The 20,171-nt window shown below is 65.0% G+C and carries 12 protein-coding genes and 1 pseudogene; 2 read left to right on the top strand and 11 right to left on the bottom strand.

All coding sequences use genetic code 11. The features are described 5' to 3' along the window. Positions 1 to 78: 78 nt before the first annotated feature. From AC0IY1_RS11890 to AC0IY1_RS11880, 3 genes and pseudogenes are all read right to left on the bottom strand, one after another. Positions 79 to 275: pseudogene (locus tag AC0IY1_RS11890) on the bottom strand (IS630 family transposase); the annotation flags it as partial. A 284-nt stretch (positions 276 to 559) separates the two neighbouring features. Then, the gene (locus AC0IY1_RS11885) at positions 560 to 946 is read right to left on the bottom strand and encodes a response regulator (RefSeq protein WP_471769735.1); all 387 of its coding nucleotides are present in this window, start codon (positions 944 to 946) and stop codon (positions 560 to 562) included. 346 nt (positions 947 to 1,292) lie between these two features. Next, complete coding sequence (locus tag AC0IY1_RS11880; RefSeq protein ID WP_471769733.1) at positions 1,293 to 1,835, bottom strand: hypothetical protein; 543 nt, start codon at positions 1,833 to 1,835, stop codon at positions 1,293 to 1,295. An 84-nt stretch (positions 1,836 to 1,919) separates the two neighbouring features. Here AC0IY1_RS11880 and AC0IY1_RS11875 point away from each other — a divergent pair, with 84 nt between their 5' ends. Continuing rightward, positions 1,920 to 4,424 (top strand): ATP-binding protein, encoded by a 2,505-nt coding sequence (locus AC0IY1_RS11875; RefSeq protein WP_471769731.1) that lies wholly within the window; start codon positions 1,920 to 1,922, stop codon positions 4,422 to 4,424. Between the two features lie 63 nt (positions 4,425 to 4,487). Here AC0IY1_RS11875 and AC0IY1_RS11870 read toward each other — a convergent pair whose 3' ends face one another. The 6 genes from AC0IY1_RS11870 to AC0IY1_RS11845 form a co-directional block, all read right to left on the bottom strand. Further along, complete coding sequence (locus AC0IY1_RS11870) at positions 4,488 to 5,654, bottom strand: GGDEF domain-containing protein (protein ID WP_471769729.1); 1,167 nt, start codon at positions 5,652 to 5,654, stop codon at positions 4,488 to 4,490. 177 nt (positions 5,655 to 5,831) lie between these two features. Then, complete coding sequence (locus tag AC0IY1_RS11865; RefSeq protein WP_471769727.1) at positions 5,832 to 7,571, bottom strand: putative bifunctional diguanylate cyclase/phosphodiesterase; 1,740 nt, start codon at positions 7,569 to 7,571, stop codon at positions 5,832 to 5,834. 491 nt (positions 7,572 to 8,062) lie between these two features. Further along, on the bottom strand, positions 8,063 to 9,499 hold the full coding sequence (locus AC0IY1_RS11860; RefSeq protein WP_471769726.1) for a glycosyltransferase family 2 protein: 1,437 nt from the start codon (positions 9,497 to 9,499) through the stop codon (positions 8,063 to 8,065). Next, a complete protein-coding gene (locus tag AC0IY1_RS11855) occupies positions 9,499 to 10,551 on the bottom strand; it encodes a HEAT repeat domain-containing protein (protein WP_471769724.1) in 1,053 nt (350 codons plus the stop codon). The genes AC0IY1_RS11860 and AC0IY1_RS11855 overlap by 1 nt, the downstream gene beginning before the upstream one ends. A gap of 115 nt (positions 10,552 to 10,666) precedes the next feature. Then, positions 10,667 to 12,919 (bottom strand): tetratricopeptide repeat protein, encoded by a 2,253-nt coding sequence (locus tag AC0IY1_RS11850; RefSeq protein WP_471769722.1) that lies wholly within the window; start codon positions 12,917 to 12,919, stop codon positions 10,667 to 10,669. Positions 12,920 to 13,113: 194 nt separating this feature from the next. Then, positions 13,114 to 14,547 (bottom strand): hypothetical protein, encoded by a 1,434-nt coding sequence (locus AC0IY1_RS11845; RefSeq protein WP_471769720.1) that lies wholly within the window; start codon positions 14,545 to 14,547, stop codon positions 13,114 to 13,116. A gap of 480 nt (positions 14,548 to 15,027) precedes the next feature. On the opposite strand from AC0IY1_RS11845, the gene AC0IY1_RS11840 reads away from it, so the two are divergent. Further along, positions 15,028 to 16,980, top strand: a complete 1,953-nt coding sequence (locus AC0IY1_RS11840; RefSeq protein ID WP_471769718.1) for a polysaccharide deacetylase family protein — start codon at positions 15,028 to 15,030, stop codon at positions 16,978 to 16,980. Between the two features lie 273 nt (positions 16,981 to 17,253). Here AC0IY1_RS11840 and AC0IY1_RS11835 read toward each other — a convergent pair whose 3' ends face one another. Both AC0IY1_RS11835 and AC0IY1_RS11830 read right to left on the bottom strand, forming a co-directional pair. Further along, positions 17,254 to 18,981 carry a diguanylate cyclase gene (locus AC0IY1_RS11835; RefSeq protein ID WP_471769716.1) on the bottom strand — a complete coding sequence of 576 codons (1,728 nt, stop codon included), beginning with the start codon at positions 18,979 to 18,981 and terminating at the stop codon, positions 17,254 to 17,256. 581 nt (positions 18,982 to 19,562) lie between these two features. Next, positions 19,563 to 20,093 carry a Ros/MucR family transcriptional regulator gene (locus AC0IY1_RS11830; protein ID WP_471769714.1) on the bottom strand — a complete coding sequence of 177 codons (531 nt, stop codon included), beginning with the start codon at positions 20,091 to 20,093 and terminating at the stop codon, positions 19,563 to 19,565. Positions 20,094 to 20,171: the final 78 nt, after the last annotated feature.

Here is a 20,171-nt window from a genome sequence, read left to right as displayed (position 1 = left end):
GATGCACGGGAGCGGGTGGGTCCCTATTGGACGCCGATCAGCCCCTCAGCCGGGTCCTTTTTCCACGCCGATACACACCGGGAGGTACAGCAGAAGCGCGCCGACCGCCTCGTTGCTTTCCGCACGCCAGCCACCTTGTGGACGTTCAGGTTGTCGAGAATGAACCTGTCGCGGCACTTCAGCACCTGGACCAGGGTATCGGTGCCGTAAGCCAGAAAGCGCCAGCCGTTCGTCACTCCGTCGAACAAGGTGGTGGCTCCCTGCTTGGAGGCGCGATACTGCCCGTCCCTATCGCACCGACGATAACATCACGCAGCTTCACCTGCCGCCAGAGCGTGTTTTAAGTAGAATTTTTCCGCTGTAGGTTATGATCCTAAGTGTTATTAATTTGTTTCTTTGCTCTGCGCGGGTTCCAAGCGGCCCCATTAACTATATAACCGATTCAAGCGACACTTGATCGGCCATTTAAAATGTTATTATTCACGCCTCAGATCTAGTTAAATTTGGCATCGAAACAAAATACGCCTAAGCCGAACTGAGGTTCAAAACGGTAATTTAGTCAATTTATTCTACTAGCAGGCAGCAAGCGTGCAATCCGCACGGCAAGCTCCTCGGGGATGAATGGTTTCACAAGATAGTCGCTCGCGCCGGCGTTTAGAGCGCCAACGATATCCTGCTCCAGTTTCCGCGAGGTAAGCATGACCACGAGCGTGTTTGCAGTCTTAGGCGCTGCCTTGATCAGCCGCAGAAGTTCAAATCCGTTGATGCCGGGCATCATCGCATCGAGCACTACGAGTTCCGGCAATTCTGCCTCGATCACCCGTAGGGCCTCCGTGCCGTCGGAGGCCGTGATCACATTGTATCCCCGGCTCTTCAGCTTCAGGTTGATGATCGAGCGTGTGATAGTATCGTCGTCGGCAACAACGACGAGGGGAGCAGCGGCCATTTTAGGTCTCCAAACCTAGCTGCGAGCGAACAAGCAGGAGTCCGACTCAGCGCGACCCAGATATGCTGATCAAACGTCTATGCTGCGTTAAGCCGGCAGCGCTGAGTGTCGTGCATTTTCGGATGAGCGATTTGCAAAGCTCGAAACTGCTGGACACGCACCGATTGTTCTAGGCGTAATACTTAAATTTGTACGTTCCGGTCTTCGTGTCATGATGCGATCGACGGCTGGGGTCTGCGACGTGCGGACGTTCGCGGCAGAGTGCAAGACCGCGTAGCACAAAGCTAAGACTTATCGTGTCTGACTGCGGGCGATCGATCTTGGGAAGATTCGCTTGCGACCGCGTTCAATCAGCTTGCGGGTGCTGCTCGCATCCGTCTTCGGCGTGCTCGCACTCGCCCTGACCTTCAGCGTAAGTTTCACGGCCGAGCGCATTGCGGCCGCTGAGCTGCGTGACCAGATCGGACACGAGCTGTCGAGCTATGCTGACAACCTGCGCGACCGGCTCGACGCCGTCATGCACGACAATCTCCTGCTCGTTCGGACCCTCGCGACGATGGGGCGGAGCGTCTCTGCAACTCCAACGACTTGGCGCCAGTGGATCGACACGGTCCAGGCGGAACACAAAGAATACGCATGGCTGGGAATGGCCGACGCGCGCGGGTTCGTCATGGCAAGCTCGGCCGGCTTGCTCGAAGGCCGGAGCGTTGCGGAACGCCCGTGGTTTCGCGAAGCGCTGTCGCGACCGTATGCTGGTGACGTTCATGAAGCCGTGCTGCTGGCCCAAAAACTGGCGCCGCTCCCGAATGGCGAGCCACTGCGCTTCGTAGACGTCTCCGCCGCGGTCCGTGACCTCGATGGGCGCCTCGTAGGTGTCCTCGGCGGGCACATGAGTTGGAGCTGGGCACGACGGATCGAAAGTTCGATCCTGGAGCGGTTACAGGAACGGCGAAAGGGCATCGAAGGCCTAATCTTGCGCAGGGACGGCGAGGTTCTGCTGGGACCGCCGGACATCATGGGCCGGCAACTGCCGGCGGATGTCGTCGAGGCCATCGAACGGGCCGCCGCAGCGCGGATCGGCGCCGCTCCGGTGGTCACCTTCGGGGATGACCAGTCGTTCCTGGTCGCGGCGAGCCGCTCAGTCGGTTCGGGGGACTACGCAGGAATGGATTGGACGGTTGTGATCCGTCAGCCCACGCGGACTGCTCTGGCGCCAGTGTCGAATGTCAGGGAGGCAATTCTGCTCTGGGGGATCGGTCTGACTGTTCCGTTCGGGCTCCTCGGCTTTCTGATCGCACGGAAGACGACGCGCCCGCTCCTCGCCCTTGTGACCTTCGCCCAGAATCATCGCCTCGGCGACCGGAGTACGGAGGTGCCGGCTGGCGGTTACAGAGAGGCGAACGCGCTGAGCTCGTCTCTCGAACGCCTGATCTCGGACCTGACTGCCCGGGACAGAGCGCTGGAGTCGAGCAACCGGGCTCTTGAGCATCGCGTGGAGGAGCGGACCGCGGCACTCCGCGAGGCCTCTGTCCTCACGCAAAAGATCATGGAGAACAGCCCGGACGTGATCCTGGTGGTAGGCCCAGATGGGCAGGTCGAGTTCGCCAGTCGCAGCGCCCACTGGATTCACAACGCGCCTGGTCCGACGGCTCTGGTCGGCCGCCGGCTTTTCTCGCTGTTCCCAAGAACCAGTGTGGACGATCTCCAGGCTGCCATGCTGCAGGCATGTGAGGAGCCCGTAGTCGAAATCGAGATCTTCTGTCCTGCCAAGGATGGACCCGGCCAGTGGCTCAGCCTGCTCGTGAGCTTCATGCACGACGGCCACAACCATGTCGAGCGCGTCCTGTGCATCATCCGCGACCGCTCCGTGGAACACGCGCGGGCGGAAGCGGAGCGCACGGCGACGGAAGAAGCGCATCGGCTGACGAAGGAAGCCAAGGCCGCCAGCGAAGCCAAGAGCGCCTTCCTGGCCTCGATGAGCCATGAGATCCGCACGCCGCTCAATGCGGTGATCGGGTTCACCGGCATCATCCTTCACCGCACTGACCTCGCGCCCGATCTGGCTCGCCAGATCCGGATGATCCAGAGCTCCGGCAACGCCCTGCTCACCGTCGTCAACGACGTCCTCGATTTCTCCAAAATCGAGTCCGGCGCCATCGAGCTGGAGCCGCGCCCCTTTCTGATCCAGAGACTGGCCGACAACGTCCGCATGATCGTCTCGCCCCTCGCCGAGGAGAAGGGGCTGGACCTCGCCGTCGCGATCGATCCGAGGCTCTCGCCCTGCCACGTGGGAGACGAGGATCGCCTGCGCCAGGTCCTGCTCAACCTTATCAACAATGCCGTCAAGTTCACCCGTGAGGGCTCCGTCACCCTGACGCTCACCCTCCTCGAGCAGACGGACACGGTCGAGAGCATCGGTGTCGCCGTGACGGATACGGGCATCGGCATCCCGCCGGAGAAGATCGACCGACTCTTCAAGCGCTTCAGCCAAGTCGACGGTTCGATCCGTCGGGAGTTCGGCGGGACCGGCCTCGGCCTCGCCATCTCCCAGCGCCTCGTCGGCCTCATGGGCAGCGAGATCGCCGTATCGAGCGAAGCCTGGAAGGGCTCGACCTTCGCCTTCACCCTGTCCCTCGGCTTGGCGGATGCCGCCACTCTGGTCGGGCCGGAGCCGGTGATGCGCGCGCCGGTGCGACCACGCCGCCTGCTCCTGGCCGAGGATCTGCCGGCCAACCAGGAGATCGTGCGCATCATCCTCGAGGCGTCCGGCCACAGCGTCGACATCGTCGGCGACGGCGCGTCCGCCGTCAGGGCTGTGCAGACCGGCGATTATGAGGTCGTGCTCATGGACGTTCAGATGCCGATCATGGACGGACTGACGGCCACGGCCGAGATCCGCGCGCTGCCCGCGCCGCGCTCCCGCATCCCCATCATCGCACTCACGGCGAACGTGCTTTCGGATCAGGTCAAGGCGCTGCGGGCGGCCGGGATGGACAGCCACGTGGGCAAGCCTTTCCGTCGCATCGATCTCCTCGAGGCCATCGAGCGCTGCTGTGACAGCGGCACTGAGGCTGAACCGGCGCCTGCCGTCATAGAGCCGGACGCTTCGGATGCGGCGCCCGATCCGGGCATCCTCGACGATCTGGTCGCTCTGGCCGGCCTCGACCAAGTCCTGGCCTGGCTCGAAGAGCTTCGGGTTCGGATCGATGCGATCTACCCTCCGGCCGGGACGCTCGCCATCACGGATGCCCTGATGGCCGACAACCACACCCTGATCTCACAGTCCGGCATGCTCGGGTTCACGGCCCTGTCGGGCGCCTGCCAGGCGGTCGAGAAGCATCACCGGGCCGGTGAAGACCTCGCAGAGCCGATCCGGCATTGCCGCACCCAGGCTGCACGCGCGATCGCAGGATGCCGCAGCTTCGCGCAGGCGCATCCTGTCGAGGTGATTGGGGAACCCCTTCAGATCGCCGTCTGACCGGGCGTTCTGCGCCGGAAGCGCAGCCGCGCGCAGAGCGGATCGCTCGTGCTGATGGCGTCCCTAGACCGCCGCGGATCGCGGCTCGCGCTGGGCGCTCAGCGCGACTCGGTCTCCGCCGGTTGAACGCGCCTCCTGGAGGGCCGCCGCTGCGCGCGCCAGCGGGACATCCGGGGAGCCTTCATCGGCGCGCACCTGGGCCGCCCCGATCCGGACTTCGACCCCCGCCTCCTGGCCGTGCACCGAGATCGGCCGCCGGTCGAGCTCACGAAGGATCCGTTGGCCGGCGAGTTCCGCGGCGTAGACGTCGGTCTCGGGCAGGATCACCGAGAAGCTGCCCCCATCGCTGAAGCCGATGAGGTCGCTCGGCCTCAGCGTCTCGGACAGGTGGCCGTACAGGGTTCGCAGCACCTGCGCGTCGATCGTACCCATTGGAAGGGTCGTGGCGATGGTCATCACCGAAACCGGTCTGCGATAGCGCCTTGCGCGCCGGATCTCGCCCACGGCCAGCGTCGCGAAGCTCTGCGCCGTGAGCGCTCCGGTGACCGGGTCCGTTATGCCAATCGCGGAGACCGTCTCGTCGTGGCGACCGAGCCGGCGCCACAGCGGCCAAGCCACCGACAGGCCCTGGACCAGGAGGCTGAACAGGCCGAGGCCGGTGAGAACTGTGCCGGTCAGGCGGAGAGTGTCCACGCGCCCGGTATTGGTCCGCAGGAAAGCCTTGGCGAGCGCATCGAGGCGGCTCGGAAAGGTCTCTCCGGCGAACTCTGCGATCATCCGGGCTTCGCCGCCCCGGTCCTTCTGCGCACCGGTATCGCTGGCCCTGACCAGGTTGAGAAACGTCTGAACGTCGGTTGCGAGCGGACGATCGCCCTCTGCGTAGAGGGTTCGGAACGCCGCGGCGGTGGATGCCGAGACACCGAATTCCGGAACGGCCTGACGCAGCGAGTCGTGGTTGCGCGCGAACCGGTGGGTGATCTGCCCGCGCTGGAACTCCGAGGCCGGGTCCCCCTCGGTGCCGCGTGCCGACAGGACGGTGATCCGCTGGGCAAGCCCCTGCTGCTCACGCACGAGGTCGAGGAGCGCGAGCGTGTCGTGCTGCGCCGTCAACGCTGCCGCATTCGCGAAGTGCGCTGCTCCCATCGAGAGGATCGCAACTGCAGCGGTGCCGAGATAAAGGGCAAGCGTCGCGCGTTGCTGTAGTGGCCGCTGCTCGGAGAGCCTCGACATCAGGTCGTCCCGTCTCGTGACATCGGAGCCGGCTCCCGTCGCCGCGCTTCTGCGGCCCTGATGAATCCGGTCGGGGAACGGAATCCTTCCCGGACCGACGTGTTGCTCTGCCAGGCGCCGCGGATGCTACCGAGGCCCTGCAGCCTGACGGCAGACTAGCAACCCTGCGCGGACCTGTCAGTCCGCGCGCTGGTTGCGTCCGGAGAGGTGCTCCCGGACGAAGTCGTCCTTCGATCGAGGACGGCCGAACAGGTAGCCTTGGAGGTGAGTGCACCCGAAGCCCAGGACGGCCGTGCGCTGGGCTTCCGTTTCGACGCCTTCGGCGGTCACGCTCATGCCGAGACCGTGGCCGAGCGCGATCATCGCCTGCAGGATCGAGACCGTGGCCGGATCGCCGAGATCCTGTACGAACGACTGATCGATCTTGAGCTTATCGAACGGGAAGGTCCTGAGATACGAGAGGCTGGAATAGCCGGTGCCGAAGTCGTCGAGGGAGATCCGGACGCCGAGGCGGCGCAGCAGGTGCAGGGCCTCGACCACCGGGGGCAGGCTCTTCATGAGCACGGTTTCGGTGATCTCGAGTTCCAGGCGTTCCGGCGGAAGGCCAGTCTCCGCCAGGGCGTGCATTACCACTTCGACGAACCGGGCCTGCCGGAACTGAACTGCCGAGATGTTCACCGCAATCCGCAGGTCGGCGGGCCACTCGGCCGCGTCGCGGCAAGCCTGACGCAGCACCCATTCACCGAGTTGGACGATGAGGCCGGTCTCTTCCGCAAGGGCGATGAAGTCGGCGGGAGACACGAGGCCGTTGCGGGGGTGACGCCAGCGGACCAGCGCCTCGGCTCCGGTCGGCCGTCCGCTCCGCGCCTCCACCAGCGGCTGGTAGTAGACTTCGAACTCGCCGCGCGAGAGGGCTCCCCGCAAGTCGATCTCAAGGTTGCGCCGGGCTTCCGCCGCCGCATCCATCACCGGCTCGTAGTACCGCCGGGTGTTTCGGCCGTCGGCCTTGGCGCGGCGGAGAGCCAGGGCGGCCCGCTTCAGGATCAGCTGACTGTCTTGCCCGTCGGTGGGCGCCACCACAATGCCGATACTGATTCCGATATCGACGAGGTTCCCCAGGATCCATGCCGGACCGGTGACGGCGTCGATCAAGCGCTGGGCGAGGGCTGCCGAGCTCGCGGGCTGGCTGGCCGCCCCGATCTGCAGGATCGCGAATTCGTCGCCTCCGATTCGGCCGACGACGTCCTCTACACGCAAGGCTGCCCGGAGGCGGTCCGCCACTTCGACAAGCACGGCGTCGCCGACGCGATGTCCGAGGGTCTCATTGATCACCGCGAGGCGGTCAAGATCGAGGTACAGCAGCGCGAAGGTGACACTGTCGCGTTCGAGGCGATCGAGACGCTCGGTCAGGCAGGCATGGAAGCGATCCCGGTTCATCAGCCCTGTGAGGCCATCGTGATGGGCCATGTGGTCGATCTGGCGCTCGCGCTCCGCCCATGCGGAAAGGTCGTGGACTTCCTCCGGCAACGCGACGAAGTGCGGAGGTTGAGGCTCGATCGACTCGGCAAGGAAACGTGCCGGGAAATCGGGTGCCATCGGATCGAATGGGGCCTGAACCGCGGCGTGGAAGGCTGCGTTCGCGCCGACGCCGTTGAGGGTCGTGGCAATCGCGTCGATGTCCCACGCCTGAGCTTCCAGCGACGCAGCGGGCGGCGGGTCTGGCCATTCGGAGATCAGTCCGGCTAGGTCAGACAGACGCTGCGCTGCGTTCATCGCGAGCGGCCGGCGGGCGGGGTCGAACAGGCACAGGCTACCGACTGGCGCACCGCCCGGCGTGACGACGGGTGCGCAGCCCATCAGCACGGTCTCGACCTCTCCGGGTCGCGTGTAGGAAAGCGGCGTCCAGCGCTCCGGCATTCCGTGCGTACGCATGCGCCCGCAGACCGCTCGCTCGGCTTTCGTTTCCGGGCAAGCGGTTTCCTCCCGAAACTCGAGATGGCACCACGCCGGATCGTGGAAGATCAGTCGGAGGACAGCCGGTCGGAATGTCTCCGCAGCAATCCTGCAGATCCGATCCAAGCGATCGATCGCCGGGTCATTCGAGGGCCCTTCGCCGCTTGGGATTGATCGAGAGAGTGAGCGTTGACGCATCCGATCCAAGCCTTTGTCGTTGCTAGACAACGAGGTGGCCGTTCAGGGGCAAAGTTAGGGTGTGGGTCGTTAAATTAAAATAAATTCACACAGTTTCGCGTTAGCCGAAGGCGTCGCCGATCGAGCGCCAATAGTCTCACGTCTTAACCGTTGCGAGCTTGCTTTCTCGCCACCACGAGAGCTCTGCACGTTTTCTCAAATTTTTTAGACTAGCCCGCCCGCGGATTCGCTTCTTCGCACATGTCGGATGCTTCGGGTCAGGTGTTGCGGAAACCGACGCGGCTCATCACGCCCCAGCCCTGAGCGCCGCGCAGAAACTGCCACATGCCGCGCAGCCGCCAGAGATTGGAGATCTGCCGGTAGCCGAAGTTTTCGAGAACCGCGATTCCCGTCAACAGAAGCAGATCCATGACGCGTGGCACCCGCTGCAGTTCGATCTCCTCGAGGATCAGCGATGCGACGCTGACGAAGATCCCGAACACAAAGGTCAGGGCCAGGAAGGCGAGGAGGTAATCCACCGACAGGAGACCGAGCATCCACAGCATCGGCACCAAGAGGTAACCGAGCACTTCGATAGGAGGTCCCAGGACGTCGACTACGAGGACATGGCCGAAGCCGAGGAGGCCGATGCGGCCGTAGCGTGGGCGGAACAGCATGTCGCGGTGCCGGAAGAAGGTCTCGAGCGCCCCGCGCTGCCAGCGGCTGCGCTGGCGTCCGAGCACCCGCCAGGACTCCGGCGCCTCGGTCCAGCACACCGGCTCGGGCACGAAGACGATCTGGTAGTCCTGCCGGCGGTCGCGCAGGTGGCGGTGAATCTTGACGACGAGCTCCATGTCCTCGCCGACGGTGCGATGGCTGTAGCCGCCGACCTCGATCGCGGTCTGGCGCTTGAAGAGCCCGAAAGCCCCCGAGATGATGGTCAGGGTCCGCAGACGGCTCCAGGCCAGGCGCGCCATCAGGAAGGCGCGCAGGTACTCGATGGTCTGGAACAGGGCAAGGAGATTGCGCGGCAGTCCGAAAGACAGCATCTGTCCGCGCTCGATCCGGCAGCCGTTGGCGATGCGAATCGTCCCGCCGACAGCCACCGTCCGCGCAGGATCATCGATGAAAGGCTGCACGGCCCGCAGCAGCGCGTCGCTTTCCAGGATGGAATCGGCGTCCACGGCACAGAAGATCGGAAACCGGGACAGGTTGATGCCCGCATTCAGCGCGTCGGATTTGCCGCCGTTGCCCTTGTCGACCACGAGGAGGTGCGGATACTGAGGCGAGCCGTAGAGCCCGCGCACCGGTTCATGGCGGACGACCTCGGTATAGTGGCGCAGGATCGGCTTCAGGTCGAAACCCGTGATCATCGCCTGCAGGGTGCCGTCCTTGGAGCCGTCGTTGACGGCGATGACCTCGAAATCCGGATAATTAAGCGCCAGCATCGAGCGCAGGGAATCCACGATCGACAGTTCCTCGTTGAAGGCGGGAACCAGCAGGGAGATCGGCGGGCTGATGTCCGCGTAGCGCCGCCACAGCAGGCTCGCGCGCTTCTCCGGCCGCTGCGTCGCCAACTCCTGCATGGCTAGGGCGAGTTGCAGGACGTAGAGGGCGTTCTGAAGCAACCCGGTGCCGATCACTATTAGAAGCAAAATCTCCAAGGTCGACGCGACGACCGTGCTCATGTCGAAGTCAATGCCGGCGAGGTCCATCAGGCGCTCCGTTTGACTTCGGCGAGGACGTGCTCGGCCGTGTGTCCGAGGGCGGTCTCGCCCGCGAGTGCCACGATCTCCTGCAGGGCGCTGATCCCGGCATCGCCGAGCTTGGCCATCGCCTCGCCGGCACGGTGGCGGACCCACCAGTTCTCGTCGAGGAGGAGGTCGCAGAGCTGCGGCCCGAGATCGATCAGGCCGAGGCGTCCGACCGACTCGGCCGCCTTGCAGCGAACCTCCCAGCGCTCGTCGGACAGGTAGCGCGCGATGGTGCCGTGGCCTTCGGGATGCCCGAGCGTGCCGAGATTGCGCGCGACGGCGACGCGCATGTCCGTCGAGGGCGCGTGCTCCAGGGACAGGATCAGTTCGAGCATGCCCTCGATGCCGGTCTGTGTCAGGGCGTCGAGACCGGCGGTTCGGATGCGCAAACTGCGGTCGGGATCGACCACGAGGTCGAGCAGGGCATCGGGTCGCGTCTGGGCGAACTGGGCCAGGACGCGTTCGATGCGGCGAGAGCTGTTCACGCGGGCGAGGCGGGCGATAAGCGCCTCGTCGAACATCAGGTCGCTACCCTGGGCCGACAGGGTCGTCGCCGCCGTGAAGCTGACATCGTCGTTCGGGTCGAGGACGGCCTTGCCCAAAGCTTCCGAGGTGGCCGTGGAGGGGAACCAGGCGAGGCCCTCGGCGGCGGCGAGGCGGTTACGGACCGCACTGCTGAAGAGGTCGCGCCGCAGGCGATCGCCGATGCCGGCGGTCTCGGCCAGGGCCGCCAGACGCTCCTGCCCCTCTCCGCGCACGATCTCGAAGACCTCGATGAGGAGATTGGTCCCCAGCGTCTGGTCCTGCGCGAGAGCCTTCGTAATGGTCTGGGCCTGCCCGGAATCGTCGGTCTCGGTCCATTCGAGCATCTCGGCGAGGAGTGCCTCGCGCCGCTGGGCCTCGTTGCGGACGCGGCTGACGTCGCGCAGGCGGACGAAGATGAGACCCATCATCGTCACAACCGAGACGGCTGCGAGACCGACAGAAATCTGCCAGATGAGAGTCAGGAACACGATGCCGGTCCAGCGGGGTCGATGCCGCGACCGTGGCACGGATACGTTGCGCCTTCGTAAGGAGCCCGGGCATGGCGGAGCGCCGCACCCGCGCGGAAGGAAACGCTTCGAGCCATCAGAAGCGGGTGGTCAGGCCAGCATTCACGCTGGTGCGGTCGTAGGATTTGACCCGATCCTCGTGCGCCGCCGAGAGTTTGAGGCTCAGCATGTCGGTCAGCGCATAGATGCCGCCGCCATAGACAGCCTTTGTCGGAATGACGCGGCCGTCCGAGGTGTCCGGTGCGTCGGCCCAGCCGACGAACAGGGTCAGGCGCTCGGTGGGCTGGCTATCGACCCGCACCGAGTAGCCGCCGAATTTGTCGAGGCGGTCGCGCACGAAGGAAAAGCCGTCCGAGCCCCGCTCAGCGACGCGTGAGGTGGCCAGCGTGCCGATGACCTTGCCGGAAACCCAGAGGCGGCCGTCGAGGAAATACTGCTGGACCCCTGGGCTCGCGGTCTCGACCTCGGTGGCGGTGTACTTGGCGTACCCAGAATCCAGGGTCAGCAACGTCGCGCCGAAGGCACCGCTGCCCTGCGACACGCGGTAGGTTCCGCCGGCCTCGGTGAAGTAGATCGGACGATAAACCGCGTCGGGCGACCCGCCGAGGCGAAGGTAGCTCGTCCACGAGTCAGACCAGCGATGGTCGATCCGGACATCGATCAGCGTATTGAGGATCTTGAAGCGGTTCGTCACCTCGATGCCACCCGTGATCAGCGTGCGCTCGCTGAGGGCGTAGCCGAGCCGTGCGCTGCCCTCCTGCCAGTCGCTGCCGTTCCGGGTTAGGCTGCTCACTGAGCCATCGAGGTCGAGCCGCCAGCGCGGGCGGATGGCCTGGGCGATGCGGGCCTCAATTTCGGCCGAGGCCGAATCGACCGCGGCGGCTTCGCGATAGAGGGCACGGGCCTCGTCGTCCTGCATCGTGCCGCGAAGGGAGTCGCCGAGGCCGAGCAGGATATCGGTGTCCTCCGGCAGGCGGGTTCGCAGCTGCCGGAAGATTGCCTCGGCCTCGGCCGGCTCCCCGCGGGCGAGGGTCACGCGGGCCGAGAGGGCCTGCGCTTCGGTGTTCGCTGGTTGTTGGGCGAGGATGCGGGCGATGCGCGGTTCAGCGTCATCGAGCTTGGATTCATAGAGATCGACCCGGGCCAGTCCTAGGATCGCATCGTCGGAATTCGGGTTGATGAATTCAGCCGTCTCGAAGTCACGCCGCGCGTCGGCGAACCGGGTCTTGCCTTGAAAGGCGGCCATCGAGCCTGCCGAGACGAGAAGGTCGGCATCGCGCGGGTGAGCCCGCAGAAGGGTCCGGTAGATTGCCTCCGCGGCCTCAAACCGACCCGCCTTGCGCAGGGCCTTGGCCTGCTCGGCGCTGCGCTGCTCGGCAGCCTGAGCCTGCTTGCGGACTAGTGCGATCCGCTGCGTCTCGCGGTCCAGACGCGCCTTCTCGGCCGCCGCTTCCAGGCCCGCGGCCGCGCGGGCGATCTGCGCCCGAAGCGCCAGAGCCTCCCGATTCCGCGGCTCGCGGGCGAGCAGGATGCCGACCTCGCGTGCCGCCTCGGCAGGCCGCTTCTCGTAGAAGGCGATGCGGGCGAGGCCGAGCCGGGCGTCACCGTAGGTCGGTGCGCGTGCGAGAGCCTTCGCGAAGGCCCCCCGTGCCTCAGCGAAGCGCTGGCGTGGCATCAGTGCGAGACCGAGCTCAACCTGCGCGTCGACGTCGTTGGGATCGAGAGCGACGACCTGTGCGAGCCGCGCGATGGCCACGTCGAACCGGCCGGCCTTGCGGGCCGCCTGGCCCTCGACGAAGAGCCGCCGCCTTTCTGTGCCGGCCCGATCGGAGCTGGGCGGCTTCTCCACCGTCGAGCGCAACCCCGGCTCCGCTCTCTCCGCAGCCGGCTCGCGTGCGGACGCCAGTTGGGCTTCGAGGATCTTCACATCGGGATCGTCGGGCGAGCGCTTCTTGAGCATGATCAGCTCCCGCGCGGCGCCTTCGAAATCCTTCGTGGCGAGGCAGACGCGAATCAGGCCGGCACGGGCCTCGTCGTAGTCTGGTGTCGCGGACAGGATCTTGCGGAACGCAAGCCCCGCCTCGTCGAAGCGTCCCTTGGCGAACAGCGATAGGCCGAGCTGAAGCTGCGTATCGCCATCGCCGGGCTTCAGCGCGGCGGCGCGATCGAGAGCCGTAATCGCCTCGTCCACCCGTCCGCTCTGGCGTGCCGCGGTTCCCTCGCGCAGCAGGCGTTCGGCTGTGACCTCATCAGTCGCCTGCGCACGAACCGTCGCGCTGGCGAGCGCGGCAGGAAGGCAGGCCAGAGCGAGAACGACGAGAGGTCGCATCGCGCCAGGACGGGGAGGCAATGGCTGGCGACCCACGCGACGAGCTCACTGACATCCGGAGGCACCCCGTAGCGCAGCGAGGCCGAACCCGGCAGCTTCAAGGAAAGACCGACACTGTCTTATGTTGGTTCGACCTTGGTTAATCCCTGGTGAAGAGATCGAAGCCGTGCGTGATGTCGAAGATCTCGCAAGCGTCAGTCGATGAGTCCGTGCAATGCGGTTCCCGAAAAGCTCGGCCATGCCTCACAGCTGCGTGACAGCTGCGCCAGCGCTTCGTTGAGACGCTCCCGGTCTCCGAGAAAACTTACCTGTGAGCCCGGAACAACACTTTCTCGCTCCTGCATGTAGAGCCTGTCCGCCGGGCGCAGAGTCACGGGTTCCTGCAGCAGGAGCGCCAGCGCTCCGCGGCCGGCCCACGGCAGGAGCAAGAGGTCGCCGGTCGGGGAGCGGCGATACGTCCGCGTGGTCTCGTCGCCCACCGGCCCCGCCTCCACCGCGACGTGGAGAGGCCGCATGACGGCACTGCTCCACGCCAGCATCGGTTCGGCGGCCGCCAGGATCTCGGTCGACGTGGTGCGATACGCCATCACGGTGACCCGCTCCGAAACGCGGGCGATCGTCGGCAGGACGAGACCGGCCGAGCCATGCAGCGGCAACCAGAAGGGGAGGACGAGATCGAGGGAAAGGGGCGGGGCGGCGGCCGACAGGCCGTCCAAGGTCGCGGCCCAGCCGCGCAGGATGCGCTCGGGGTCGTCCTGAAACCCGGGCAGCAGGTAGGGCTCGATGTCGTATTGAACCCCGGCCAGCCGGCGGTCACCGGCGCTGCGCCGCTGGTAGTCCGCGAGCGTCCCGAGCCGCCGGAGCGCGATGGCGCGGCCCTCCGGCAGGGCCATGTCCGGATCGCCCTCCACCACCGCGACGCTAATGCCGGCGGCCCGCGCGAGCCCGATGAAATCCGAAAAGCGCGCTTCGTCCGCGATGGCGCCGTCCTCGATTGCGACGCTGACGAACAGGCGATCCGCCCCCAGAGCGCGCGCCTCGGTGATGAGGCGCTCCGGTGCTTCACGCCAGCGGTTCGGCCGCCACGCCCAGACCGATCGCGCCTTCTGTCCAGCAGCGGGCAGCGGCGCGAGCCGTAGATCGTGGATGGTCAGCGAGGCGGCATGGGCCGGGCAACTCAGAACAAAACGCGGTGCTTCTCGCGCCGCCCCTTGCGTTGATGGGGGCTGGTCGAGGGTCCCTTCTGCGGGGAGCGGAACGAGCTCACCATCGGTCTGCGGACCCGCATGAGCTGCCGAGAAACCCGGGTTACCCCTGACCTGCCAGCGCAGGGCGAGCCGGGCTTCGTCCGGAAAGCGGGTTCGACCGGGGTCGAGGACCAGTCCAGCTGGCCTGTCGCCGGCCCTACAATGCAGGGTAATTGCATCGTCCGTGCGGCTCAGCGTGGCTCGTTCCTCGACACCGAAGGGTCGCACGGACAGCATCGGGATCAAGCCCTGGTCGAGCGGAAGGGCGCTCGGGCGCGGCGGCGGTCCCGGCGGCGCGGCAAAACTGGCATCGGACGGCTGAAATCCGGCCTCACGTCCGGTCCCGGAGAGAACGAGGCGATCCGATCCCGGCGGGTCCATTCGGGTCAGGGCTCCGACCCAGCGCACGCGGCTCGCTGGGATCGGCAGGTCGAGGCTCTGACATCCTAGATCCGGCCTGGCCCCGGGCCGGGCGGGCGCGATCGTCCACCGTCCATTCGGGTCGCGACAGAGGACTGCGCGGTGGAGCGGCCCGACCGGATCGGTGTCCTGGCCCATGGCGACGCCTCCCCACAGCGACCGTATCGAGAGGGTCAACAATGCGGCCCATCGCGCCGCGCGCCGCGCTCGTTCACGTTTCAACGTTACCATCCGCATCGAAGCCTCGCCCGAGTTCGTAAAATGACGGTCGGGACCTTGGCTCAGGCTTAAGGCGTGCAGGCGAATTCGTCTGACCTGTCGCTTCGCGACGGAAACGCCTCAGGGAGCCGGCGGGATACGTTCGACAGTTCAGAAGTCATGCTTAACCCCTCGTTGATCCGATCCTCCTAGCGTCTGTGCCTCGGGACATGATGGCGGGACATGAGCGACCAAGATTCGAACCGGCAGGGCGGCCTCTGGCGCAAAATCGGAATGGGAATTCTCATTCTCGTCTTCCTCGCCCCCGTTGCGCTTGGCGTCCTGCACTACCGATCGCGGATCTTCATCTTCTCCGGTCTATCTGGGCCGTCCGGAACGACGATGGTGAAACCGCCGACCCCTGCCGATTGGCGGACCTATCGGGATGGCGACACTGCGCGCCTCGCCATCTTGCTGACCGACGAGGCATCGGCCTGGCTCGGTCTGGTCCACGGCTTGAAGAGCCTCGGCGTCCCCTTCACGGTGACGCGCGACGTCTCGGAAGCCGTGCGCCACAAGGTGGTGCTCGTCTATCCCCACGTGTCCGGCTTGGTGCTTAAGCCCGATGAACTCAGGACCCTGGCCGCCTATCCGAAGGCGGGCGGGACCTTGATAGCGTCCAACGTCCTAGGTGGCGGCCTCAAGGAGGTTTTTGGCTTCGGGGACGTGCTCCCGTCACGCAAGCGCTTCGCGATGACCTTCTCGCCCGGGACTCAGACTTGGCTCGGCTTCAACGAGCCCGAGGAGAAGACCGTCCGCTTCGGTGACGCGGCCCGCAGCTCCGAGGCGCAGCTCGGCACGCACGGTTACAGCCAAGCGTCGGATGCGGTCGCCTCCTTCGATGACGGCGCAGCGGCCATCACCCGTCGCCGTTTTCCCGGCGGCGGGAGCGCCTACGCGCTCGGCTTCGATCCGGGCTTCCTGCTTCTCATCGGACAGAATGCGCGGGGCACCGAGATCGAGCGCGACTACGTCAACGCGTACTCGCCGCAGAACGACCTCGTGCTGCGGTTTGTCCGGCAGGTCTGGCGGGAGGGCGAGCCCCTGGCCGTGAGCCTCGGGCGGGTGCCGGACGGCAAGGCCCTCGCCGTAATGATGACCTTCGACGTCGACTTCACCCGTTCGCTGCCCAACGCGGTGATCTACGCCGAAGCGCTGCGCGAGTTCGGCGTCCGGGGCACGTTCTTCATCCAGACCAAGTACCTGCGCGATTACAACGATGAGATCATCCTGAGCGACGACTCGGCCGCTCATCTCCGGCGCCTGACCGCTCTCGGCATGGAGCTTGGCAGCCACACCGTCGCGCATTCGAACGTCTTTCGCGACTTTCCACTCGGCAGCGGCAACGAGCAGTATCCGGCTTACCAGCCGGTGGTGGTCAGTCGGAACGAGGCGCGCGGCGGCAGCGTTCTCGGTGAATTGCGGGTGAGCAAGTTTCTCATCGAATCCCTCGCCCCTCCGGCGACTGTGACGAGCTTCCGGCCTGGACACCTCTCGAATCCGTCAACCCTGCCTCAGGCGCTGGAGGCGACCGGGTTTCGGTACAGTTCATCGGTCACAGCGGGCAACGCGCTCTCGCACCTGCCGGTCCGTCTCACCTATAGCCGTGGTGCCGATTCCGAGACTGGGATCTTCGAATTTCCGCTCACGGTAGAGGATGAAAGGGCCCCCCTGATGGGCCTGCGTCTGAAGCAGTCACTAGACGTGGCGCGCAAGATCGCCCGCGATGGAGGCATCTATCCGATCCTGGTCCACCCCAACATCTTGGGGCATAAGCTCGAGTTCGTCCGCGGATTCACGAAGGCACTGCAAAGCGTGGCCTGGTTCGGGAGCGTGGAAGAGTTCGGCTCGTGGTGGTCCGCCCGGGAAGGCGTCAACCTCGATGCCTTCCGCGACGGAGAAACCGTGACGGTTCGGATCGAGTCGAAACGGCCTATGCACGATCTGACGGTCGAAGTGCCCCCGCACTGGTCCCTCCAGGATCCCGGTATGGCCAAGCCGGGACTGAAACAGCAACCGGGCGCGATCACGCTCGCCAACGTCTCGGGCAACGTCCTGCTTAAATTCTGCGTCTTACCGAAATGTGGTGGCGTCGCCGCAAGCGCGGATACGTCGAAGGCCTTGGGGCTGCGCTAGGATTGCGCTCGCCTGCAGCCGATGCGACGCAGCTTCGGGTCCGTCATGGGCAGGGGTCCCGCGACGTGAAGGCGGTTAAGGATCGGAAAAGCGGGCAGCGCTGTCCTTGAGTGTCACCGGCGGTCCCTCTGGTTACCGCTCCGGTGTTCGGCAGCATCGGTCAGGTTCGCCCCGGCGGCGCGCCGCTCCATCTTCGCGCGTTCGCCCGCCCTTGCTGAGGCGCAGCCTTGCCAAGCCAGCGGACCGGCCCAGAATGCCGGCCCGGACCTGTCGCTAGGCCGCCTGTAGGACGGAGAGGGCCGTTGCTTCGAACGGGCGGACGCAATTGCGGCCGCTAGATTTTGCCGCGTACAGCGCGCGGTCGGCCCGCTCGATGGTCCGGTCAACGTCCTCGTCGGATTTCTCTGCCTCGGCCATGCCGATGCTGATCGTCGCTTTGAGGCAAGCCCCGTCCGGCTCGAACACGGTGTCAGCGACCGTCTGGCGGATGCGGTCGGCGAAGATCGCTGCGCCCTGCAGGTCGGTTTCACGAAGCAGAACCACGAATTCCTCGCCGCCGAACCGGGCAACCTTATCCGTCGTCCGGATCGCTTCGCTGATGATCCGGCCAACTTGGCGGATGACTTCGTCGCCTGCGGCGTGGCCATGAAGATCGTTGACGCGCTTGAAGTGATCGATGTCGATCATCAGGACGCAGATCGCCCGGCGGTAGCGCTTGAAGTAGCTCATGGCGTCCTTGGCCAAGGGCATGAACGCACGCCGGTTCAGGAGGCCTGTAAGGGCGTCCGTGTCGGCCAGCACTTGCATGGCATGGAGATCAGCTCCGAGGCGTCTCACGCGGTCTTCAGCCACGTGCACCGCGCTCGATGCCTCAGCCTCGATGTGACGGGCATCCGCCTCGGCGGTGCCGATGCGCCGGAGCAGAGACCGGACAGAAGCCGACAGTTGCAGAACCTCGGGCGAGCCATGCACGCGGTCGGTCATCCGCGCATTCGGTTCACGACCCACGCGGTCGACAGCTTCTGTCAGTTGCGACAGAGGCTGGCTCAGTCGCGCGGCGGCCGCCCGGATTCCAAACATGCCGACGACGGCCGCTACGAGGCCAAGTAGGATGATCAGACCGGTCAGATGCGCGGCACCAGCGAGCGCTGTATCGGTTGGCTGCAGGGCGACAACGATCCAGCCGAGGCCAACATAGTCACCGCGGCCGCGGGTCGGCGAAGCGGTTGCGATCCGATCTCCCTCCGGGCGACGGGCGGAGAAGGATCCGGCAGCGATATCCGCAGGTGTGAAGGGACTTGCGCCGAGGTCCGGCCCAAGGAGAACACGACCTGCTCGATCAAGGACGATGATGTCCTCCTTCAGGTCTGCTCTTCGGGACGACAGCACCTCACGCCGGACGACATCGGCCCAGCGCCAGCTGAGGTGAACGCCGAGAACGCCGATGATCTGACCGGACGCATCCCTGACCGGTGCAGCCAGATCCACGAACCGGAAGGGGGTTCCATCCGCATGCGGCTTGAGCAATGATTGCAGCATGGACGCCGCATGCACGTCCTCGACAGCCGCGTGTTTGATGCCGTTCTGAAACCAGGGTCGTTGTCCGACATTCGCTCCTTCGAGAACGCCACTCGTGGAGGCCCGCACGCGCCCATCGCGATCCGCGAACCCAATCCAGGCGTAATCCGGGAGTGTTCCCTGCATACGGTCGAGGACCTTGCGGAGGCTGCCGGTATTCTCGAGCCAATGCGGCTGCAGCGCCTCGAGAGCTGCGACATTGCGAATTTCGCGTAACCGTTCGGCCATATCTTGATCGAGCCGATCAGCCACTGAGCGCGCCACCTGTAGAAGGTTGCTCTGGGCCATCTCCGTCGCTTGCCTGCTCGCCAGAAGAGCGGACCCCGCTGCCGTTACCCCGATCACGGCGAGAGCTATCGCACCAGCCAACAGGCTAATTTGGCGCCGCAACAAAAACCTGTCAGCCAGTTGCGTAATCGTCATGGTCCAACCCTCATCACCGAAGTTATGTCCGGAGGATCATGAAAATTCCTGAAGTTCGTGAGTTAGTTTTTCGTAAAAAAGATTTTCTGATTTGACAACCAGCAGTTTTATTGGCCACGTCTACGCGAATATTAGTCTCATTGAAGCGCAGAGTGTTCGAACAGCGAGCCTCCGAAAGGCATTGGGCATCCAGTCCAACCACCGCCGAAGCGAAATTCCAGCCTCAAGTTTCACAGCCTGCGATGAATGTCTGCAAATCCCAGACGGCTATCCGAAAGCCGGCTGGCAATATTTCGCCCAGAGCGGTCGTCATGCTTCCGGCCAAAGCCCGCCGTAGGCGAGTCATGTTTCTCGAACGGAAGGGGTCATCCAATACATGAGCATGGGTCCAACTTGCAGCCCCTCAGAATTACTAGAGGAAGGAATGTGCGGCCTGCGCGCGGAAGCAAACGGGCTGTGCCATTCCTGCTTGAAGAGCAGGGCCCTAATATAGCTTTCGGCGCTTAGCTCGCTAGCCGTTACTACCAACTCTGCAAGGCCATTAAAGAAAGGCGGCGCTATGGCCGCCCTCCGTTATTACTCTACTTACTTGCAGCCGCCTTGCGCGGACGCGCAGCGCGCTTCGGCTTCGTCTCAGCAGCTTCGGAAACCGTCTCCTCCACCGCTGTGGCCTTAGCTGCAGCGTTGGTCTGACCCTTCCGCTGCTGCCCAAGGCCCAGGCTACGAGCAAGCTCCGACCGTTGTGCAGAGTAGCTAGCAGCGGTCATCGGGTAGTCGGCGGAAAGACCGTGCTTCGCTCGATATGCCTCGGGGGTAAGGCCGCGAAGCGTCAGATGCCGGCGCAGCGTCTTGTAAGGCTTGCCGTCCTCGAAGCTGATGAGCGCGTCCGGTGTGATCGACTTCTTGATCTGAGCCGGTGTCGGCTTCTCAACGGCGTCTTCTGCAGCCTTGTTAGTGCCACCTGCGGCGAGTCCGCTTACTGCTGTGTGCACGGAGGCGAGCAGGTTGGCCAGTTCGCTCGCTGGGATCGAGTTGTTCGAGACGTAGGCCGACACGATGTCGGCGGTTAGCTCGATGTAGTCAGTAGGCCCATGAGACGTAGCGTCATCCATCTTTGGTTCTCCTTGTACAGATATGTTATCTGTCTAAGGCCTGAAACCACGGAAAGATCAATCCCGTTTGTCTCCGGA

The sequence above is a fragment of the Methylobacterium sp. AC690 genome, assembly GCF_979256535.1.
Note: the sequence above shows the minus strand (reverse complement) of the source record. Positions and strands in the feature narration are given on the sequence as shown.

Bases quoted from the DNA above. Each gene is read 5' to 3' on its own strand.
- AC0IY1_RS11835 (WP_471769716.1), bottom strand. From the start codon at position 18,981: ATGACGATTACGCAACTGGCTGACAGGTTTTTGTTGCGGCGCCAAATT.
- AC0IY1_RS11840 (WP_471769718.1), top strand. From the start codon at position 15,028: ATGAGCGACCAAGATTCGAACCGGCAGGGCGGCCTCTGGCGCAAAATC.
- AC0IY1_RS11830 (WP_471769714.1), bottom strand. From the start codon at position 20,093: ATGGATGACGCTACGTCTCATGGGCCTACTGACTACATCGAGCTAACC.
- AC0IY1_RS11865 (WP_471769727.1), bottom strand. From the start codon at position 7,571: ATGCCGGAGCGCTGGACGCCGCTTTCCTACACGCGACCCGGAGAGGTC.
- AC0IY1_RS11885 (WP_471769735.1), bottom strand. From the start codon at position 946: ATGGCCGCTGCTCCCCTCGTCGTTGTTGCCGACGACGATACTATCACA.
- AC0IY1_RS11870 (WP_471769729.1), bottom strand. From the start codon at position 5,654: ATGTCGAGGCTCTCCGAGCAGCGGCCACTACAGCAACGCGCGACGCTT.
- AC0IY1_RS11860 (WP_471769726.1), bottom strand. From the start codon at position 9,499: ATGGACCTCGCCGGCATTGACTTCGACATGAGCACGGTCGTCGCGTCG.
- AC0IY1_RS11850 (WP_471769722.1), bottom strand. From the start codon at position 12,919: ATGCGACCTCTCGTCGTTCTCGCTCTGGCCTGCCTTCCTGCCGCGCTC.
- AC0IY1_RS11845 (WP_471769720.1), bottom strand. From the start codon at position 14,547: ATGGACCCGCCGGGATCGGATCGCCTCGTTCTCTCCGGGACCGGACGT.